General features: G+C 44.4%; 19 protein-coding genes. 13 read left to right on the forward strand and 6 right to left on the reverse strand.

The window, feature by feature from the left end; genetic code table 11:
• Positions 1-76: 76 nt before the first annotated feature.
• Entirely contained in the window at positions 77-607 is a 531-nt protein-coding gene (gene hutZ, locus QMG91_RS05640; protein ID WP_281829499.1) for a heme utilization protein HutZ, read from the forward strand.
• A gap of 185 nt (positions 608-792) precedes the next feature.
• Complete coding sequence (locus tag QMG91_RS05645; RefSeq protein WP_004406071.1) at positions 793-1,218, forward strand: hypothetical protein; 426 nt, start codon at positions 793-795, stop codon at positions 1,216-1,218.
• Between the two features lie 43 nt (positions 1,219-1,261).
• Here QMG91_RS05645 and QMG91_RS05650 read toward each other — a convergent pair whose 3' ends face one another.
• Both QMG91_RS05650 and QMG91_RS05655 read right to left on the reverse strand, forming a co-directional pair.
• On the reverse strand, positions 1,262-1,360 hold the full coding sequence (locus QMG91_RS05650) for a MetS family NSS transporter small subunit (protein WP_004406069.1): 99 nt from the start codon (positions 1,358-1,360) through the stop codon (positions 1,262-1,264).
• A complete protein-coding gene (locus QMG91_RS05655) occupies positions 1,357-2,823 on the reverse strand; it encodes a sodium-dependent transporter (protein WP_004406068.1) in 1,467 nt (488 codons plus the stop codon). The genes QMG91_RS05650 and QMG91_RS05655 overlap by 4 nt, the downstream gene beginning before the upstream one ends.
• Before the next feature lie 579 nt (positions 2,824-3,402).
• On the opposite strand from QMG91_RS05655, the gene cydH reads away from it, so the two are divergent.
• Together cydH and QMG91_RS05665 are read left to right on the forward strand one after the other, a co-directional pair.
• On the forward strand, positions 3,403-3,495 hold the full coding sequence (gene cydH / locus QMG91_RS05660; protein ID WP_004406067.1) for a cytochrome bd-I oxidase subunit CydH: 93 nt from the start codon (positions 3,403-3,405) through the stop codon (positions 3,493-3,495).
• 26 nt (positions 3,496-3,521) lie between these two features.
• Positions 3,522-4,676: a patatin-like phospholipase family protein gene (locus QMG91_RS05665; protein WP_022551178.1), complete on the forward strand. Its 1,155-nt coding sequence runs from the start codon at positions 3,522-3,524 to the stop codon at positions 4,674-4,676.
• Between the two features lie 19 nt (positions 4,677-4,695).
• On the opposite strand, the gene pyk is transcribed toward QMG91_RS05665, so the two are convergent.
• The gene (pyk, locus tag QMG91_RS05670) at positions 4,696-6,141 is read right to left on the reverse strand and encodes a pyruvate kinase (protein ID WP_004406064.1); all 1,446 of its coding nucleotides are present in this window, start codon (positions 6,139-6,141) and stop codon (positions 4,696-4,698) included.
• Positions 6,142-6,397: 256 nt separating this feature from the next.
• On the opposite strand from pyk, the gene mlc reads away from it, so the two are divergent.
• Both mlc and QMG91_RS05680 read left to right on the forward strand, forming a co-directional pair.
• Positions 6,398-7,612 carry a sugar metabolism global transcriptional regulator Mlc gene (mlc, locus tag QMG91_RS05675; protein WP_281870193.1) on the forward strand — a complete coding sequence of 405 codons (1,215 nt, stop codon included), beginning with the start codon at positions 6,398-6,400 and terminating at the stop codon, positions 7,610-7,612.
• A gap of 102 nt (positions 7,613-7,714) precedes the next feature.
• Entirely contained in the window at positions 7,715-8,653 is a 939-nt protein-coding gene (locus tag QMG91_RS05680; RefSeq protein ID WP_004406062.1) for a chemotaxis protein CheV, read from the forward strand.
• Between the two features lie 49 nt (positions 8,654-8,702).
• On the opposite strand, the gene QMG91_RS05685 is transcribed toward QMG91_RS05680, so the two are convergent.
• Entirely contained in the window at positions 8,703-9,446 is a 744-nt protein-coding gene (locus tag QMG91_RS05685; protein ID WP_004406061.1) for a YciK family oxidoreductase, read from the reverse strand.
• 145 nt (positions 9,447-9,591) lie between these two features.
• Between QMG91_RS05685 and sohB the strand changes: the two genes are divergently transcribed.
• The 7 genes from sohB (at position 9,592) to pyrF (ending at position 16,054) form a co-directional block, all read left to right on the forward strand.
• Positions 9,592-10,653 (forward strand): protease SohB, encoded by a 1,062-nt coding sequence (gene sohB, locus QMG91_RS05690; protein ID WP_022590081.1) that lies wholly within the window; start codon positions 9,592-9,594, stop codon positions 10,651-10,653.
• A 212-nt stretch (positions 10,654-10,865) separates the two neighbouring features.
• Positions 10,866-11,546: a (d)CMP kinase gene (cmk, locus tag QMG91_RS05695; protein ID WP_022595253.1), complete on the forward strand. Its 681-nt coding sequence runs from the start codon at positions 10,866-10,868 to the stop codon at positions 11,544-11,546.
• A gap of 107 nt (positions 11,547-11,653) precedes the next feature.
• Entirely contained in the window at positions 11,654-13,324 is a 1,671-nt protein-coding gene (gene rpsA, locus QMG91_RS05700; protein ID WP_004406055.1) for a 30S ribosomal protein S1, read from the forward strand.
• 66 nt (positions 13,325-13,390) lie between these two features.
• The gene (ihfB, locus tag QMG91_RS05705; protein ID WP_158091126.1) at positions 13,391-13,687 is read left to right on the forward strand and encodes an integration host factor subunit beta; all 297 of its coding nucleotides are present in this window, start codon (positions 13,391-13,393) and stop codon (positions 13,685-13,687) included.
• Positions 13,688-13,835: 148 nt separating this feature from the next.
• The gene (locus QMG91_RS05710) at positions 13,836-14,108 is read left to right on the forward strand and encodes a LapA family protein (protein ID WP_004406053.1); all 273 of its coding nucleotides are present in this window, start codon (positions 13,836-13,838) and stop codon (positions 14,106-14,108) included.
• Positions 14,109-14,118: 10 nt separating this feature from the next.
• The gene (gene lapB / locus QMG91_RS05715; protein WP_022551172.1) at positions 14,119-15,288 is read left to right on the forward strand and encodes a lipopolysaccharide assembly protein LapB; all 1,170 of its coding nucleotides are present in this window, start codon (positions 14,119-14,121) and stop codon (positions 15,286-15,288) included.
• 70 nt (positions 15,289-15,358) lie between these two features.
• Positions 15,359-16,054 carry an orotidine-5'-phosphate decarboxylase gene (gene pyrF, locus QMG91_RS05720; protein WP_281829510.1) on the forward strand — a complete coding sequence of 232 codons (696 nt, stop codon included), beginning with the start codon at positions 15,359-15,361 and terminating at the stop codon, positions 16,052-16,054.
• A 49-nt stretch (positions 16,055-16,103) separates the two neighbouring features.
• Here pyrF and miaE read toward each other — a convergent pair whose 3' ends face one another.
• Positions 16,104-16,874 (reverse strand): tRNA isopentenyl-2-thiomethyl-A-37 hydroxylase MiaE, encoded by a 771-nt coding sequence (gene miaE, locus QMG91_RS05725; RefSeq protein WP_281829512.1) that lies wholly within the window; start codon positions 16,872-16,874, stop codon positions 16,104-16,106.
• A 66-nt stretch (positions 16,875-16,940) separates the two neighbouring features.
• Positions 16,941-17,705, reverse strand: coding sequence for a hypothetical protein (locus QMG91_RS05730; RefSeq protein WP_022551169.1), 765 nt, complete (start codon positions 17,703-17,705; stop codon positions 16,941-16,943).
• Positions 17,706-17,739: the final 34 nt, after the last annotated feature.

Genomic DNA, 17,739 nt, shown 5'->3' on the forward strand with positions numbered 1-17,739 from the left:
GACGTGCAGCGAAAGAAAAATGAGATCGACTCATGGCTGCATGTTAGATTAAATATAAGTGTTAGGAGAGAACAATATGGATCAAGCTGCAAAACAAGAGCGCTTGCAGACTCGTTTAGGACCTGAAATCAAAGAGTTCCGTGAAGAGCGTAAGACATTACAACTGGCAACAGTAGACGAAGAAAACCGTCCAAACGTGAGCTACGCACCGTTTGTTCAAAACGAAAATGGTTACTTTGTACTGATCTCTGAAATTGCTCGTCACGCAAGAAACCTTGCAACAAACCCTCAAGTTTCGATCATGATGATCGAAGATGAGGACACATCAAAGCAGTTATTTGCACGTAAGCGTCTAACGTTTGATGCAACGGCTTCAGTGATTGATCGTGAAGCGGCACAATGGGGTGAAGTTATTGACCAGATGCGTGACCGCTTTGGCGATATCATTGATGGTCTTAGCCAGCTTCAGGATTTCAAACTGTTTAAGCTTACGCCTATCAAAGGGTTGTTTGTAAAAGGTTTTGGACAGGCATTCCAGGTGTCTGGCGATGATTTGGTTGATGTTGTACATCTTGATGAAGGTCATAAGAAGATCGAACAAGACTAAAACCATCACACCGTATACATCATTAAAGGTCAGCAGTGCTGACCTTTTTTCTATCTCTAACCTTCTTTAGCAGTACAAGCCACACGTATTCATCAATAAATTGACACAACTTTAACTTCTTTTCTATTTACCCCAACCATAGGTTTACGGAAAATCCGCACAACGAAATTGTGTAAGGGTTAAAAATGAAAGCTGTTTCTCGTTCAGTAGCTGGTGTAGCAATGCTGCTAACAGTGGTTGCTCAGCCTGTATTCGCAGAGTCTAATCAGAAAGGTGAATGGAAGTTGGGTATGGGCTTAGACCAAGGTTTGAGTGTTGTGGCTCAATACAAAGATACCTACAACTTTGCGATAGGTAATCACGGCATTTCGGCTGATTATCTACTCAAAAAAGGCCAGTTCGAATCTTCAGAAGTGCCTTTTACTTGGTACTTTGGAGCTGGTGCCTGGATTGGCTGGGAGGAAAGCTTTGGACCAAGAATGCCATTGGGGCTGGATTGGGATTTCGCCAAAGGCTGGGATGCATATGCGCAAGTTGCTCCGGGTCTGAACATCCATAAAGGTATTAACTTGGGATTGGATGCTTCGGTTGGTGTCCGATATTCATTCTAAAAAAATGCCGGCAACTGCCGGCATTTTTTAATTAAGCGACTGATTAGTCTTGTTTGTCCATCGCTCGCTTGATGCAGAATGCTGCGCCGCCCCAAGTGATACCCAAACCTAAAACCATCATGATGATTGCACCTGTTGTCATGCGTTGATCTCCTTACGGCTAGTTGCGTTAATGATAAGACCGAATGCAAACAGGGCAGCAATCAGAACCCAACCAAGAGTCAGATCGTAACCACCGTAGCCATCGGTGAACAAAGCGCTAAGCTTGTTGATTAAAATGTAAATCAGAATCGCTGGGGTAATAAAGCGCAGACAGATATCAAACCACTGACCGATAGCGAAATCTGAAGAACCGTTAACGTATTCACGAACTTCGCCTACTTTACTCACAATCCAAGCCATCAATACGATTTCGATCAGACCGCCTAGCATGATGCCCACGTTGTTTGCGAAGTGGTCTACAAGATCCAGCAGTAACAAACCACCGTTAGTTGCAAACGCCATAGAAACCACAAGCCCGATACCTACCACAATGTTTGCGGCTTTCTTACGGCTCCACTTCAGCTTGTCCATGATGGCAGACGTTACCGCTTCCATGATGGAAATATGCGAACTAAGACCTGCTACGACAAGTGCAAAGAACAGCAGTGGACCAAGGATATATGGTGCAGGAAGCAAGTTGATTGCTGCTGGCAGAGTAACAAATGCCAGCCCTACGCCCGCAGACACAACTTCTGTCAGAGGTTTACCCTGTTCCTGAGCCATGTAACCCAATACAGAGAAGATCATGATACCCGCCAGAATCGAGAAACCACAGTTAATCAATACTGTCATGAACGCGTTGTTCGTGATGTCTGATTTCTCAGGTAGGTAGCTTGAGTAAGCTAGCATGATTGCGAAGCCGATACTTAAGGAGAAGAAAATCTGACCGTAAGCAGCTGCCCACACCTTAACATCCCATATCTTGCTGAAATCAGGCTCGAACATGTAGTTAACACCGTCAAGTGCGCCTGGCAGGAAGATCATTCGACCAATCAGAACAATAACCATGATGAACAGAACAGGCATCATGATCTTAGACGCACGTTCAATACCAGATTTCACGCCACCAACGATTGCTGCGTAGGTAATCCCCCAAGCTATCAGCATAGCAATGGCAATTTTCCACTGAATGCTACCAAGGTTTGTTGGTGAGTTATTACCCAGTTGCAGGTATTCGCTGAAGAAGAATGCGTTTGTATCTTCGCCCCATCCTTGAGTAAAGGACATGCCAAAGTAAGAAATTGCCCAGCCGATAACTGCTACATAGTAAACAGCGATAACGGCGGCAACGCCTACCTGGAACCAGCCAAGCCACTCAAATTTAGGATGGATCTTAGATAACGTTTTTGGTGCTGAACCACGGTATTTCTGACCCATACTGAATTCGAGGATCATAAATGGAATACCTGCGGTAATCATGGCGAAAAGGTATGGAATAAAAAATGCGCCGCCACCATTCTCGTAGGCCATATAAGGGAAACGCCATATGTTTCCAAGCCCGATTGCTGATCCTACTGCTGCCAATATAAAACCGGCGCGGGATCCCCATTGTTCTCGCTTCATTAATTAACTCCTTTACGACTTACTGAGCCTGTCTATTCACACTTACGCTTCCCATATTTGAATTTGTTTTTTGCTCACAATGCATGAATTTGAAATTAACAATCAATGCTAAGGCAATTTATTAGGGAATTATTTTGGTTTTAAGTGTGAAACTCAGTGATTAGTTCTATTTGTTACGATGTGTGTATGCATATTCTGGAACTTTCCGCTATGCGTAGAGTTGAGACTACCCATTAAGATTCTGTATGGCAATAGTTTCTATTGTGTAATTTGTTTTGGTGAAATGGGTTTCGATATCTTTAAATCATAATAATTAAGAATAATATTCTGCTAATTTGCAACTTATGTTCAGTAAAGGTCTGTTTGTGGTTTTGATCGCAGATATGAATGACTTAATGGAAAAAAAGTTCATTTGACGGAAAAAACATCAAATGTGGATATTTGTGTACTGCACTTAACACGATCAGTGAACATTTTTGCAAATGTGATACTGGCAGCATACTTGTTTGTAAGTTGATAAGAAGTCTTGAATGAAAATCTTTCTGCTGTTATTAATTTGTTAATAACCGGAGGTGAAGTATGGACTTTGATTTGAAATTTGCAGTCGGCACAACCGTCATCGTATTTTCTGTATTGGTGGCATTTGCTGTAATCGCGATTACAACCGCTTAAGAAGCGGCTGTTGTTAGAAGCCGGATATGACAAATGCCGGAATAGTCACGGAGTCTGCCACCGCAATTGATACCGCTCGTTTACACAGTTATTTTGGTGGCAACACGTCTTTGGTCGCACAAGGTGGCGGTCAAAGAGGCATTTTTACGGCCGGTGTTTTAGACGCTTTTCTTTATTCTGATTTTGACCCCTTCGATACCTACTATGGCACCTCTGCTGGTGCATTAAACCTTTGCGCTTATCTGTGCCGTCAGGCTGGGTTGGGGCGTTCTTTTCTTCTTGACCTTACCACTCAACCTGAATTTTTCAGCCTGTTTGGCTATATACGCAATCAGCAAACGCTTGATATCGACTGGGCTCTGGACAAAGTTTGCCAGTATCCCTATAAACTCGACGTTGATTTGGGCAGACAGCAACTACAGGGTAAGCAAGCCTTTGCTTCAGTAACCGATGCCGTTCATCTGCAAGATCACTATTTACCTATGTTGAGAGATAACTGGGTGGATGTGTTGAAAGCGACTTGCGCCATTCCGAGGCTGTATAAGGGAGAAGTGGTTATTGATGGTGTGCGCTACCTTGATGGGGGTGTATCTGCTTCTGTGCCTGTCCAACAAGCCTGGCGAATGGGTGGGCGAATGATTGTTGTGATTCGTACTGAACCGTTTGAACAACAATCTGCGGTAGAAGATGTACCTGACTCAGAAAACGCCATGCCAGTTTGGTTAAGGCAATCGGTAGATGCGCTGCAAAATCAGTGGGACACAAAAGTATTGGAGTGGAAAAGTGACTGGGCAGATTTTCTATTGGAAAAATTTAATCAGTCTGGTCTGAATCGCACTCATAAAGCTCAACCAAGGTTACTTAACGGTGGGCGTTGGTTATTTGGTGCAGGGGATGTATACCGCCTCAGTCATATGCTAGGAGAAACGTTTGATTCTGGTTTAGCGGATATGTTGATGGTGCATTACCAGACTTATTCTCTGACCCAGCAATTTCTGACGTCACCTCCTGATGATTGTTTTGTTGTACAAATTCATCCGGAAGCTCCTCTGGAATCCACTTCTCTTCTGAGTGATAGGGAAGCGCTTCTGTCCGATTACGAATTGGGTTTGAAAGCCGGAAGCAGGTTTATTGAAACCTACTTGGAGGCAGAAGCGAGTCAAAACCCTCGCTCTGCCTGATTCCCAAACAGGTTCAAACCTATCTTACTTCGATAATTCGCATGCAGTTGGTCGAACCAATAACATCCATCACATCACCTTGAGTAATAATGACGACGTCTCCGGCATCGAGAAAACCTTGTTCTTTCAGTGTCTCCAGTGCTGAATAAGTAGTATCTAAACCTGAACCACCTTCAGTTCCAAAGTACACAGGCGTAACGCCGCGATATAGGGTACAACGATTAAGTGTCGCTTCATTTCTCGATAGAGCAAAAATAGGCAGACCAGAGCTCAAACGCGACATAGTCAGTACGGTTTTTCCTGATTCCGTCAGGCTGACCATCGCTTTTACGCCTTCTAAGTGGTTAGCTGCGTACATGGTTGCCATGGAAATAGTTTCTGAAGCTGACTCAAATTGCCTTGTCAGGCGGTGACCAGATACATTTACAGACGGCATTTTCTCTGCCCCTATACAAACTTCTGCCATTGATCTGACGGTCTCTACAGGGTAATTACCCGCTGCAGTTTCTCCAGAAAGCATGACGGCATCCGTACCATCTAACACGGCATTCGCTACATCCATCACTTCTGCACGTGTTGGCATTGGGTTTTCGATCATGGATTCCATCATCTGTGTTGCTGTAATCACGGTTCTGTTGTGCTTGCGAGCACGTCGAATCAGTTGCTTCTGTACGCCAACCAGCTCAGGGTCACCGATTTCAACCCCCAAGTCACCACGTGCCACCATGACAGCATCTGAAGCCAGAATGATGTCGTCCATGCTGTCGTCATCAATAACCGTTTCCGCACGCTCAACCTTCGCCACCATTCGAGCCTCTAGTCCTGCGTCTGTTGCAAGGCGACGGGCGTATTTCATATCTTCCCCGTTTCTAGGGAAAGAGACGGCGAGGTAATCGACTTTGATTTTTGCAGCCGTCAGGATGTCGGCTTTGTCTTTTTCAGTGAGTGCTTCAGCAGAAAGTCCACCGCCTTTTTTGTTGATCCCTTTGTTGTTAGAAAGGTCGCCACCAATGAGGACTGAGGTATGCACTTTAGCGTTTTCTACCGACAGGACTTTCAACTGTACACGTCCGTCATCGAGCAGCAAGATATCTCCATTACTCACATCCCGAGGCAGTTCTTTGTAGTCTACGCCAACAGCCGTCTCTGTTCCTTCACCTGCAGGAAGTTCTGCATCTAAAACAAACTTAGCGCCGACATTGAGCTCTACTTTTCCCTCTTTGAACGTAGACACGCGGATCTTTGGTCCTTGCAAGTCGCCCAAAATCGCCACGTGAGTACCTAATCTTGCAGCAATTTGTCTTACTTTCTGAGCTCGTTGAATGTGGTCTTCTGCGCTACCATGCGAGAAGTTCATTCGCACCACGTTTGCTCCAGCTTCTATGATCCCTTCCAGATTGTTGTCTTTGTCAGTCGAAGGACCCAGAGTAGCAACAATTTTTGTTCGTCTGATGAGTTTAGACATATGAATCTCCGTTAGATCGCCTTAATTCCATGTATTCTTGCTTTTGTATAAACAAGTGTAGCGAGTAGGAGATATTTTCGTTCGCAAAAAAACATCGAGTGGATCACTATTCTCAGGTTTAAAAAATGTCTAAATTCAAACTTGTATAAAAAGAATTGAGAGATACGTGATGGGAGTCACGACGATGGATTAAGCTGCTTCACAATTAGTTTTCAAAGTAAAAAAATTAGTAGGTTTACAATCTTCGGAGTTTCCTATGTACATGGCTCAACCAGGCCATATTGATCATATCAAGCAGGTCAACGCTGGCCGTGTATATAAGTTGATAGACTTAAAAGGTCCTATTTCTCGTATAGACTTATCGAAAACCAGCGAGCTGGCACCCGCCAGTATTACCAAAATTACCCGAGAGCTCATCGATGCTCACTTAATTCATGAAACGACGGTTCAGGAAGCGACGAGCCGTGGACGTCCTGCGGTTGGTCTTCAAACAGATAACGAAGGTTGGCAATTTCTGTCGATGCGTCTTGGTCGAGGCTACCTGACTATTGCTCTGCATGAACATGGCGGTTCCGTATTGGTAGATACGAAAATCACCATTGATGAAATCGAACAGGACGAAGTGCTGGAAAGGCTACTTCATGAGATTGAAGAGTTTTTTCAGGTGTATTCAGACAAACTGGATCGCGTAACCAGTATCGCTCTTACTCTTCCCGGGCTGGTGGATTCCGACAAAGGCATTGTTTTGCAAATGCCTCATTACAATGTGAATAACCTGCCGTTAGGACCAGAAATTTACAAAGCGACTGGTCTGCCTGTTTTCATTGCGAACGATACCCGAGCCTGGGCACTTGCAGAGAAGTTATTCGGGAATTCTCAGGGTGTAGAAAATTCTGTTCTGATTTCAATTCATCATGGCTTAGGTGCCGGTATCATTCTTGATGGTCGCGTATTGCAAGGTCGACACGGCAATATTGGTGAGTTAGGGCATATTCAGATTACACCTGAAGGGAAGCAATGCCACTGTGGCAATACAGGATGTCTGGAAACCTTAGCGAGCTCAAAGGCATTAAGGGAAGTGATCACTGCCCGCATAGCTGACGGTGAAGAAACTTCGATTCCTCACGACGACATTACTATTGAGTCTATTTGTGCAGCTGCGGAAGCAGGGGATGCATTAGCCATAGAAGAAATTCAAAGACTCGGCAGATACCTCGGGGCGGCAATTGCCATTGTGATTAACTTATTTAACCCGGAAAAAGTGCTGATCGGTGGTGTGATAAATCAGGCTAAGTCTATTTTATACCCGTCGATTCAAGAATGTATCGAAACACAGACCTTGCCAGTTTACCATCAAGATCTACAATTGGAGGAGAGTCGTTTCTATACTGAAGCAACGATGCCGGGAGCTGCTTTGATAAAACAAGCGATGTACGATGGTCAGCTACTCATGAAAGTGGTTGAAGGTTAATCCATTCCTGTACAGATTGAGCCGGATTAGTTGGTTCGTAATATGGCGCAGATGCAATTGATGCTGTACTCTGTAATTATTGATTAATTAGTGAGAAACCGTATGTCTGGAGTATTAAGCAGCGTTGACCAAAGAACAAAGCTAGTCGGTGAAAACCGTTTAGAGTTGTTATTGTTCCAGCTCAATAGCTCGCAAATTTTTGCCGTAAACGTATTTAAGGTTCGGGAAGTCTTAAAACTTCCGCAACTCACTAAACTACCAGGTGCGCATCATTATATTACTGGTGTTGCATCGCTTCGTGGTGAATCTGTCCCTGTTATTGATCTTCGCGCTGCAATTGGCTTTCGACCTATGCAGGATAGCGAAGAACAGAATCTCATTATTACTGAATACAACCGTACTATTCAGGGCTTCTTGGTCGGTCAGGTTCGCAACATCATCAATACCGCATGGACAGAAATCCAGCCACCGCCAAAAACAGCTGGTCGTGCTAACTATCTGACCGCCATTACCAACATCATGGAAAACGAGCAAAAGCGCATCGTTGAAATAATTGATGTTGAGAAAGTTTTGGCAGAAATAGTCGATTATGACGTTTCAATTTCTGACGGCGTTTTAGATGAAGATTTAAGTCACGAGATGGCAGGTCGTAAGATCCTGATTGTCGATGATTCTTCAACGGCTCGAAATCAGGTTCGAGGCACGTTGAGCCAGTTAGGGCTTGAAATCATGGAATGTAATGATGGTCTTGAGGCTCTTAATCTTCTCAAGTCATGGTGTGATGAAGGGAAAGATGTGGCTAATGAACTGCTCCTCATGATCACCGATGCAGAGATGCCTGAAATGGACGGCTACAAACTGACGCACGAAGTGCGCAGCGATCCTCGTATGAAAGATCTCTACATTACATTGAATACATCTCTCAGCGGTAGCTTTAACGAGGCGATGGTTGAAAAGGTAGGCTGTAACAAGTTTATATCTAAGTTCCAACCTGATTTGTTGGTAAAAGTGACTCAGGATCGGTTAAGAGACATTATCTAACAAAACGCCCGGCACTGAGCCGGGCGTTTTTCTTTCGTGCGAAACTCATCTACTTTTTGGGTTGAGCGTCGATACACTCTCCATGTACGCTTTTACCCTCTGGAGCCATTAGGTAAAGATAAAGTGGCATGATATCCAATGGAGTCTTCAATAATTCTGCATCTTCTGCCGGGTAGGCTTTTGCACGCATTCCCGTTCTTGTGCCACCAGGGTTGATCGCGCTAACTCTAACGCTTGTGTCTTCCAGTTCATCTGCCAGTACCTGCATCATGCCTTCAGTTGCAAACTTAGACATGGCATAAGTTCCCCAGAATGCTCGCCCATCGTGCCCAACGGTTGAAGAGGTAAATACCAGACGACCGTCTTCAGATTTTTTCAGAAGCGGTAACACAGCCTGAGTCATCAGAAACTGCGCTTTTACGTTGATTTGCATGACATCGTCGTAGGTGTCTTCACCAATTTGGTCAAAAGGACTGATCACACCAAGAATACTGGCGTTATGAAGTACACCGTCTAAACGACCAAACTGACCTTCGATGGTCTCTACCATATCTTGGTAATGTTGTTTGGTTGCTCCTTTCATATCAAGTGGAATTATCGCAGGCTGTGGTGCGCCGATTGCTTCAATTTCGTCGTAGGTTTCTTCAAGTTTGGCAACGGTTCTTCCCAAGAGTATTACGGTAGCTCCGTGTTCGGCATAACTGATAGCCGCCTGCTTACCAATACCTGCTCCTGCACCCGTGACCAATATGACTCTGCCTGCTAAGGCTTTATCTGAGACTGAATAATCCACTTTTCTCACCTTGTAATATGAATTGGCGACCACCATTAATGTCCTATAAGTGATTGATACATCACTATCGAAAATCGGCATTTACTATTGGTAATCGTGACAAGATGGTTACAATACACCAATTCATTCTCTTGGGGATATCACATTGGAATTTTTATTAGATTACGGATTATTTTTAGCCAAGATCGTCACAATACTGGCAGCCGTTGTAGTGCTACTCGTGGTGGTAAAGTCTGTGGGTGGAAAGCAAGGCGGTGCAAAAGGTGAGTTGGAAGTAACCAATCTTACTGAGCGATACGAACACAGCGTAGAGCAGCTTGAGAATCACCTTCACGATGAGGCGTTTTTAAAAGCCAAACACAAGGCTGATAAAAAAGCGCAGAAAGAAAAAGACAAAGAACGTGAAAAAGAAGTGAAGAAAGCGGCAAAGGATGGCGAGTTAGAAGCGAATAGAAAGCCACATCTTTTCGTATTGGACTTCAATGGATCCATTGATGCAAAAGAAGTGACAGCACTACGCGAAGAAGTCAGTGCTATTGTAGCTGTTGCGAAAGAAGGAGATGAGGTTCTTGTAAAACTCGAGTCCGGTGGTGGAATGGTTCACGCTTATGGTTTAGCGTCTTCTCAGTTAGATCGTATCAAAGCGGCTAATCTGCCCCTTACCATTTCTGTCGACAAAGTCGCTGCCAGTGGTGGTTACATGATGGCGTGTGTTGCCGATAAAATTGTCTCTGCACCTTTTGCAGTAGTAGGTTCTATTGGTGTTATTGCTCAGTTGCCAAACTTCAATAAACTTCTGAAAAAACACGATATCGAGTACGAGCAACTCACTGCGGGTGAGTACAAGCGTACCCTGACTATGTTTGGTGAAAACACCGACAAAGCACGTGATAAATTCAAAGAAGAGCTAGAAGAAACACATGGTCTGTTTAAAAACTTTATCAATGAGCGCAGACCGACACTTGATCTGGATAAGGTAGCGACTGGTGAACACTGGTTCGGTACTCAGGCAAAAGATCTGGGGCTGGTTGATGAGATCTCAACCTCAGACGATTTGGTGATGAAAGCCTGCCAAGACAAGACGGTTCTGTCTATTCATTATGTTCAAAAGAAAAAATTGTCTGACAAGCTTACAGGTGTAGGTGCAAACATTATTGATAATGTGATCATGAAGTGGGTGTCTAAAGGTCAAAGACCGATTCTATAGACTATTATTTAGTAAGGTCTGATATTTCAAACAAAAGTCCGTTTTGTGTAAGTGGTGTTACATTTTCTTGTATAAACAGAAACTTGTATCACATGTATACAAAATATAACGGACTTTTTTGTTTTTTATTCATCATAGCTTTCGGTATAATAGCGCGCCGATAAAAGTGGGTGGCATAAGAACGCTCACTACAAACGAAAACGGAGAAAAACATGTCCCTTCAACCTCCAGTTATTACTGTAGACGGTCCTAGCGGTGCAGGGAAAGGTACCCTTTGTATGTTGTTGGCGGAAAAACTTGGCTTTCATTTGCTCGATTCGGGCGCGATTTATCGTGTTCTTGCACTTGCTGCGATCCATCATGGAATAGACACGGAATCTGAAGATGCTTTGGTTCCGATTGCCACGCACCTGGATGTTCAGTTTATCGCTGAAGGTGACCTGGTGAAGGTTATTCTGGAAGGCGAAGATGTATCTAAAGAACTTCGCAAAGAAACCACTGGCGAAGCAGCGTCAAAAATTGCAGCGTTGCCGCGTGTTCGCGAAGCACTTTTACGTCGTCAGCGCTCATTTGCTTCCGAACCTGGCTTAGTAGGTGATGGTCGTGATTTGGGCACGGTAGTTTTTCCATCCGCTGTAGCGAAAATCTTCTTGGACGCCAGCGCGGAAGAAAGAGCGAATAGACGCTACAAGCAGTTGCAAGAAAAGGGGCATGATGTTAAATTTGATGACCTTTTGCGCGAGATCCAGGACAGAGACGACCGTGACCGAAACAGAACGGTAGCGCCTTTACGTCCAGCGGAAGACGCGTTAGTGCTTGATTCTACATCACTTTCTATTGATGAAGTGGTACAGCAAGCGCTTGAATTTATTGAATCTAAACTGTCTCAATAGTGTCTATTGGGGCAGTCGGACTGTTGGTCGCAAGGAAGATGACTGGCAATTTTATCAACCCCACGAGGTAGGACACCCGTGGACGTTTAAATATTGAAGATCAAATAATGACTGAATCTTTTGCTCAACTCTTTGAAGAGTTTCTAAACGAGACTGAATTCCAACAAGGTACTATCGTTAAAGGTACTGTAGTAGCTATCGAGAACGGTTTCGTTCTTGTTGACGCTGGTCTTAAGTCTGAGTCTGCTATCCCAGCTGAACAATTCAAGAACGCTGCTGGCGAACTTGAAGTTGAAGTAGGTACTGAAGTAGACGTAGCGCTAGACGCTGTTGAAGACGGTTTCGGTGAAACTCAACTTTCTCGTGAGAAAGCGAAGCGTCACGAAGCTTGGATCGTACTTGAGAAAGCTTACGAAGAAGCTGAAACTGTTGTTGGTGTTATCAACGGTAAAGTTAAAGGCGGTTTCACTGTTGAACTAAACGGTATCCGTGCTTTCCTTCCAGGTTCTCTAGTAGACGTGCGTCCAATCCGCGACACTGCTCACCTAGAAAACAAAGAGCTAGAGTTCAAAGTAATCAAGCTAGACCAGAAGCGTAACAACGTTGTTGTTTCTCGTCGTGCTGTTATCGAATCTGAAAACAGCGTTGAGCGTGACGAGCTTCTTGAAACTCTACAAGAAGGTACTGAAGTTAAAGGTATCGTTAAGAACCTTACTGACTACGGTGCGTTTGTTGACCTTGGCGGTGTAGACGGTCTTCTACACATCACTGACATGGCTTGGAAGCGTGTTAAGCACCCATCTGAGATCGTTAACGTTGGTGACGAGATCCTAGTTAAAGTTCTTAAGTTCGACCGTGACCGCACTCGCGTATCTCTAGGTCTTAAGCAGCTAGGCGAAGATCCATGGGTAGCAATCGCTAAGCGTTACCCAGAAGGTCACAAGCTTTCTGGTCGTGTTACTAACCTAACTGACTACGGTTGCTTCGTTGAAATCGAAGAAGGCGTTGAAGGTCTGGTACACGTATCTGAAATGGACTGGACTAACAAGAACATCCACCCATCTAAAGTTGTGAACGTAGGCGACGAAGTTGAGGTTATGGTTCTTGAGATCGACGAAGAGCGTCGTCGTATTTCTCTAGGTCTTAAGCAGTGTAAAGCTAACCCATGGCAGTCATTCGCTGAAGCTCAAGCTAAAGGCGATAAAGTAACTGGTAAGATCAAGTCTATCACTGACTTTGGTATCTTCATCGGTCTTGAAGGCGGCATCGACGGTCTTGTACACCTATCTGACATCTCTTGGAACGTTCCAGGTGAAGAAGCAGTACGTGAGTACAAGAAAGGCGACGAAATCTCTGCAGTTGTACTTGCAGTAGACGCAGAGCGCGAGCGTATCTCTCTAGGCGTTAAGCAAATGGAGAACGACCCGTTCAACGCATACGTTGCTGACAACAAGAAAGGTGCTCTAGTAAACGGTACTGTAACTGCAGTTGACGCAAAAGGTGCTACAATTGAACTTGTAGAGGGCGTTGAAGGTTACATCCGTGCTTCTGAAGTATCTCGTGACCGTGTTGAAGATGCGTCTCTAATCCTAAGCGTTGGTGACAGCGTTGAAGCGAAGTTCACAGGTGTTGACCGTAAGAACCGCGTAATCAACCTATCTATCAAAGCTAAAGATGAAGCTGAAGAGCAAGAAGCAATGGCTTCACTGAACAAGTCTGAAGAAGGCGCGTTCGGTAATGCTATGGCTGATGCATTCAAGGCTGCTAAAGGCGAATAATAAATCGCTAAAGGGGAGCCATTAGGCTCCCTTTTTTTCGATAAGTGCCTTTTTGATTCCATTGAAATGAGGGGAACTATGACTAAGTCTGAACTAATAGAAAGACTCTGCGCGCAGCAAACACACCTTTCTGCAAAAGAAGTAGAAGATGCCGTCAAGGATATTCTTGAACATATGGCGTCAACCCTGGAAAGCGGTGATCGTATTGAGATCCGTGGTTTCGGTAGTTTCTCATTGCACTATCGTGAGCCAAGAATGGGTCGTAACCCAAAAACTGGTGAAAAAGTTGAGCTAGACGGCAAGTACGTACCTCACTTCAAGCCGGGTAAGGAGTTGCGCGAACGCGTTAACATCCACGGCTAATCACCAATTGGTGTTATAGAAAAGCGGCATGCATCTCGTATGCCGCTTTTTTATAACTAAAATACTTAGATTCATCAGATTCTTGATGGTTTGATCGTATAAATTCCTGCATAATCTAATCCCTAAGCTTATTCCGGAGTAGTGATTTATGAAAATTATAAAAATAATCTTGGTAATTGCTCTTGTGCTGATCGCCCTGGCTTTAGGCGCGCAAAATCAGCAGGTGGTTTCATTCAACTATCTGTTAGCAAAAGGTGATTTCCACTTGTCATTACTGTTGGGTTTGGTGTTTGTTGTTGGCTTTGGGATAGCGGCTCTTGTATTTGGTAGTGTTCAGTTCAAGCAAAAGCTCACCATCCGTAAGCTCAGAAAACAACTCAATAACCAGCCAGCAATAGAGAAGCAACAGAGTAACGCCTAAGGCAAATTGAATGCTTGAACTTCTCTTCTTGTTGTTACCAATTGCTGCAGCCTATGGATGGTACATGGGTAACCGCAGTGCAAACTTCGACAAGCAGAAACAATCAAATCAGATATCCCGCCAGTACGTTACTGGTCTAAACCTACTTCTTTCCGATCAGTCAGATAAAGCGGTCGACCACTTTATCGAGTTGCTTCAAGTCGATGATGAAACCATCGATACTCATTTAGCCCTAGGTAACTTATTTCGATCTCGCGGTGAAGTAGACCGTGCGATCCGAATTCACCAAAACCTCATTTCCCGTTCAGGGCTTACCATTGAGCAAAAGAACATTGCGCTTCAGCAGCTTGCTAAAGATTTTATGGTATCTGGTCTGTTAGACCGCGCAGAGAAAATATTCCTTCAGCTACTGGATGAACCAGATCACCGGGAAGCTGCGCTGACACAGTTAGTCATCATTTTTCAGCAAACTCGGGAATGGAGTAAAGCCATCGAGTACGCTTCCGCGCTGGTGAAGTTAGGTAAAATCCGAATTAAGAAAGATATCGCACACTACTACTGCGAACTTGCAATGCAGGAGCAAGGTGACGGGAACATTAAGAAATCAGTAGCGCTACTGAAAAAGGCGCTCACCGAAGACCCAAATTGTGTTCGTGCCAGCATTGCATTAGGGAAGATTTATCAGGCTCAAGACGATTACAGCAACACCGTCCGCTACCTTGAGCAAGTGCTGGATCAAGACGTAGACTTTTTGGGGCAGGTTTTGCCGACTATTGCTGAGTGCTATCAAAAACTGAGCAAAGAAGGGGAGCTACTTGAGTTTCTGCATCGGTGTATCGAGAAAAAAGCAGGTGTATCTGCAGAGCTTATGTTAGCTCAGTTAGTTGCAGAGCATGAGGGCGTTGCGGCAGCACAGACGTTACTCACAAGGCAGCTGGTTAAGAACCCGACCATGAAAGGCTTCTATCGCCTTATGGATTACCATCTTGAAGAAGCAGAAGAAGGTCGTGCTAAAGAAAGTCTGACTACACTTCAGGGCATGGTAGGTGAACAACTCAAGGTGAAACCCCATCACCGTTGCCGAAAATGCGGCTTTTCAACTCGCTCTCTGTATTGGCATTGCCCGTCTTGTAAAGGGTGGGGTACCATTAAGCCGATTCGCGGGCTTGATGGTGAATAGAATTTGCAGATCATGGTTTAACCGTGATCTTTTGCTTAGATAATAGGCTCATTTAAAGTAGGAGATAAAAGTGATCGATCAGAAAGTCATCGTGGCACTTGATTACGACAAGCAAGAAGATGCACTAGCGTTTGTCGATAGAATTGACCCAAGTACTTGCCGCCTGAAGGTGGGCAAAGAGATGTTTACTCTGTTTGGTCCTGAATTTGTACGTGAGCTGCATAAACGAGGCTTCTCAGTGTTCCTTGACCTGAAGTTCCACGATATTCCTAACACCTGTTCAAAAGCAGTAAGAGCGGCAGCAGAACTAGGAGTATGGATGGTTAACGTACATGCTGGTGGCGGTGAACGAATGATGAGTGCTTCTCGCGAAATCCTGGAGCCTTACGGTAAAGACCGCCCACTGCTTATTGGTGTGACCGTATTGACCAGCATGGAGCAGAATGACCTTGCGGGTATCGGTTTGGATGTCGCTCCTCAAGAGCAAGTGATGCGTCTAGCCAATCTGACTAAGCATTCAGGTCTTGACGGGGTCGTGTGCTCTGCTCAGGAAGCTTCTCTGCTTAAGTCTGAGCTAGGTCGCGAGTTTAAGCTGGTCACGCCGGGAATACGACCAGCAGGTGCTGCTGTGGGCGACCAGAAGCGTATCATGACTCCAGTTGATGCCATTAAAGCGGGTTCAGACTACTTGGTGATTGGTCGTCCAATCACGCAAGCTGCCGATCCTGCTAAAGTTCTCGCTGAGATCAATGCGACTCTCGCATAAACATTTTGGAATAAATACAAAAACGCCCACTTCAAAAGTGGGCGTTTTTTTAGGCGGGTTTACCGCTGTGGAATTTGAAATCTCTATCTGGGGATGAAATTAAATCCGCTTCTAGCTGGCCGAAAAATGCCACTCTTTCAGAAATGTCTTCTCCTGCAATTTGTTCAGCTAAGGTCAGGTAGTCTTGATAATGTCTAGCTTCCGAGCGCAGAAGAGAGATATAGAATTTGCAGATGTCCTCTTCCATATGAGGAGCAAGCTTTGCAAATCGTTCGCAAGATCGAGCTTCGATATAAGCACCGATGATGAGTTTGTCGATCAGTGTTTGTGGCTCGTGAGTTTTCATTTCTGAGAGTAAGCCTTTCGCATATCGGCTGGCTGAAATGTTTTCATATGGAATGCCTCGCGACTCCATTATCTCGAGTACTTGATAGAAATGATGCAGTTCTTCTTTGATCAAGAGGACCATTTTATCGATAAGATCCTGGCTATAGGGAGAGTCGCCTCTCGCCATGATGGACTTGGAAATATTACTCTTCCCTTTTAATTTCTCGATGGTGCCGATTTTTCTATAGGCAAAATCTTCGTAGGGTTTAAACCAATCGAGTAAGGTATGCGCGCTGTCTTTATCGACCGCGTATTTGCGGATGAGGTACATGGCTGATTGACCTGCTTTAAGCTCACATAACAAATGATCCAGCAAAACGACTGGCAGGTTTTCGGGTTTTTTGGCTTCTTCAATCCATTCTTCGGGAGTATCGCATTGAAGGAAAGATTTGATTGGCTGGAGCAGTTCTTGAATAGTTTCGTTATCAATCATGGTAAATAGCTAACATAAAAAAGGTCGCTGAAAGCGACCTTTGGTTGATTTGAGTCTGGTGGTAGTTTACCACTTTTTCTTTTCGCCGAAGAGTGCATCCATATCGTCGTTACGTTCTTTTTCGTCACGATCTTTTGCATGCTCGGCTTCTTTGTCCTGTCTCTTCTGATTCAGGTCATCAAGCATCGCCTGAAGCTTCTCTTTTGCTTTATTTGAGTAGGAATCATTTTTTGAAGCCAGAGCATCTAAGCCCTTCTTCAGAAGCTGTTTTGCTGTACCTGCTTGACCACGAAGCACAGAATCATTGGCACGCTTGATTACGTTTTCTATGTTGATTCGAACTTGAATCTGCTCCAAGCGAGCATTTTCAGCAACATAGCTTTGTGTATCGAAGCGCCCTTTGTTGTGCTCGCTTCGAATGGTTTCTCTAAGTCTTTTTACCAGCTTAAGCATAATAATAGCTTGCTTGTCGCTACTTGGGACTTTAAAAGACGCTGTTTCACCGCCTTGATAGTTGTCTTTTAGTTGCTGAATCTGCGATTGCATGTTTGCAATGCGAGCTTTGAGTTGTTTATTTTTAGGATCAAGCTCGAACATAGATTCTAATGCATCAAGAATTCGTGTATTCAGACACACCAACAACTCTTTACTGTAAGGCAAGTGGTGTGCGTTACCGATGAGGTCTTCTGTTGCGTCGATAACGGCTAAATGACGAGTGGATTCTTGTTTCTTTGCAGTCTCTACTTTCACGCGGTACTGGAGCATTATGTTGTAACCGATAACGAGAACCAACAAAATGGCAACAAGCGCAATTATTAAACCAATATTCATAAACTTAAGTCTGCATTCCGTACAAAAAAGCTAA

The sequence above is a fragment of the Vibrio nigripulchritudo genome (genome assembly GCF_027924785.1).
In the GTDB taxonomy this organism is placed as follows: Bacteria; Pseudomonadota; Gammaproteobacteria; order Enterobacterales; family Vibrionaceae; genus Vibrio; species Vibrio nigripulchritudo.

Coding starts and splice junctions, on each gene's coding strand:
- hutZ (WP_281829499.1), top strand. CDS start 77: ATGGATCAAGCTGCAAAACAAGAGCGCTTGCAGACTCGTTTAGGACCT.
- QMG91_RS05645 (WP_004406071.1), top strand. CDS start 793: ATGAAAGCTGTTTCTCGTTCAGTAGCTGGTGTAGCAATGCTGCTAACA.
- QMG91_RS05650 (WP_004406069.1), bottom strand. CDS start 1,360: ATGACAACAGGTGCAATCATCATGATGGTTTTAGGTTTGGGTATCACT.
- QMG91_RS05655 (WP_004406068.1), bottom strand. CDS start 2,823: ATGAAGCGAGAACAATGGGGATCCCGCGCCGGTTTTATATTGGCAGCA.
- cydH (WP_004406067.1), top strand. CDS start 3,403: ATGGACTTTGATTTGAAATTTGCAGTCGGCACAACCGTCATCGTATTT.
- QMG91_RS05665 (WP_022551178.1), top strand. CDS start 3,522: ATGACAAATGCCGGAATAGTCACGGAGTCTGCCACCGCAATTGATACC.
- pyk (WP_004406064.1), bottom strand. CDS start 6,141: ATGTCTAAACTCATCAGACGAACAAAAATTGTTGCTACTCTGGGTCCT.
- mlc (WP_281870193.1), top strand. CDS start 6,398: ATGTACATGGCTCAACCAGGCCATATTGATCATATCAAGCAGGTCAAC.
- QMG91_RS05680 (WP_004406062.1), top strand. CDS start 7,715: ATGTCTGGAGTATTAAGCAGCGTTGACCAAAGAACAAAGCTAGTCGGT.
- cmk (WP_022595253.1), top strand. CDS start 10,866: ATGTCCCTTCAACCTCCAGTTATTACTGTAGACGGTCCTAGCGGTGCA.
- rpsA (WP_004406055.1), top strand. CDS start 11,654: ATGACTGAATCTTTTGCTCAACTCTTTGAAGAGTTTCTAAACGAGACT.
- ihfB (WP_158091126.1), top strand. CDS start 13,391: ATGAGGGGAACTATGACTAAGTCTGAACTAATAGAAAGACTCTGCGCG.
- QMG91_RS05710 (WP_004406053.1), top strand. CDS start 13,836: ATGAAAATTATAAAAATAATCTTGGTAATTGCTCTTGTGCTGATCGCC.
- lapB (WP_022551172.1), top strand. CDS start 14,119: ATGCTTGAACTTCTCTTCTTGTTGTTACCAATTGCTGCAGCCTATGGA.
- miaE (WP_281829512.1), bottom strand. CDS start 16,874: ATGATTGATAACGAAACTATTCAAGAACTGCTCCAGCCAATCAAATCT.
- QMG91_RS05730 (WP_022551169.1), bottom strand. CDS start 17,705: ATGAATATTGGTTTAATAATTGCGCTTGTTGCCATTTTGTTGGTTCTC.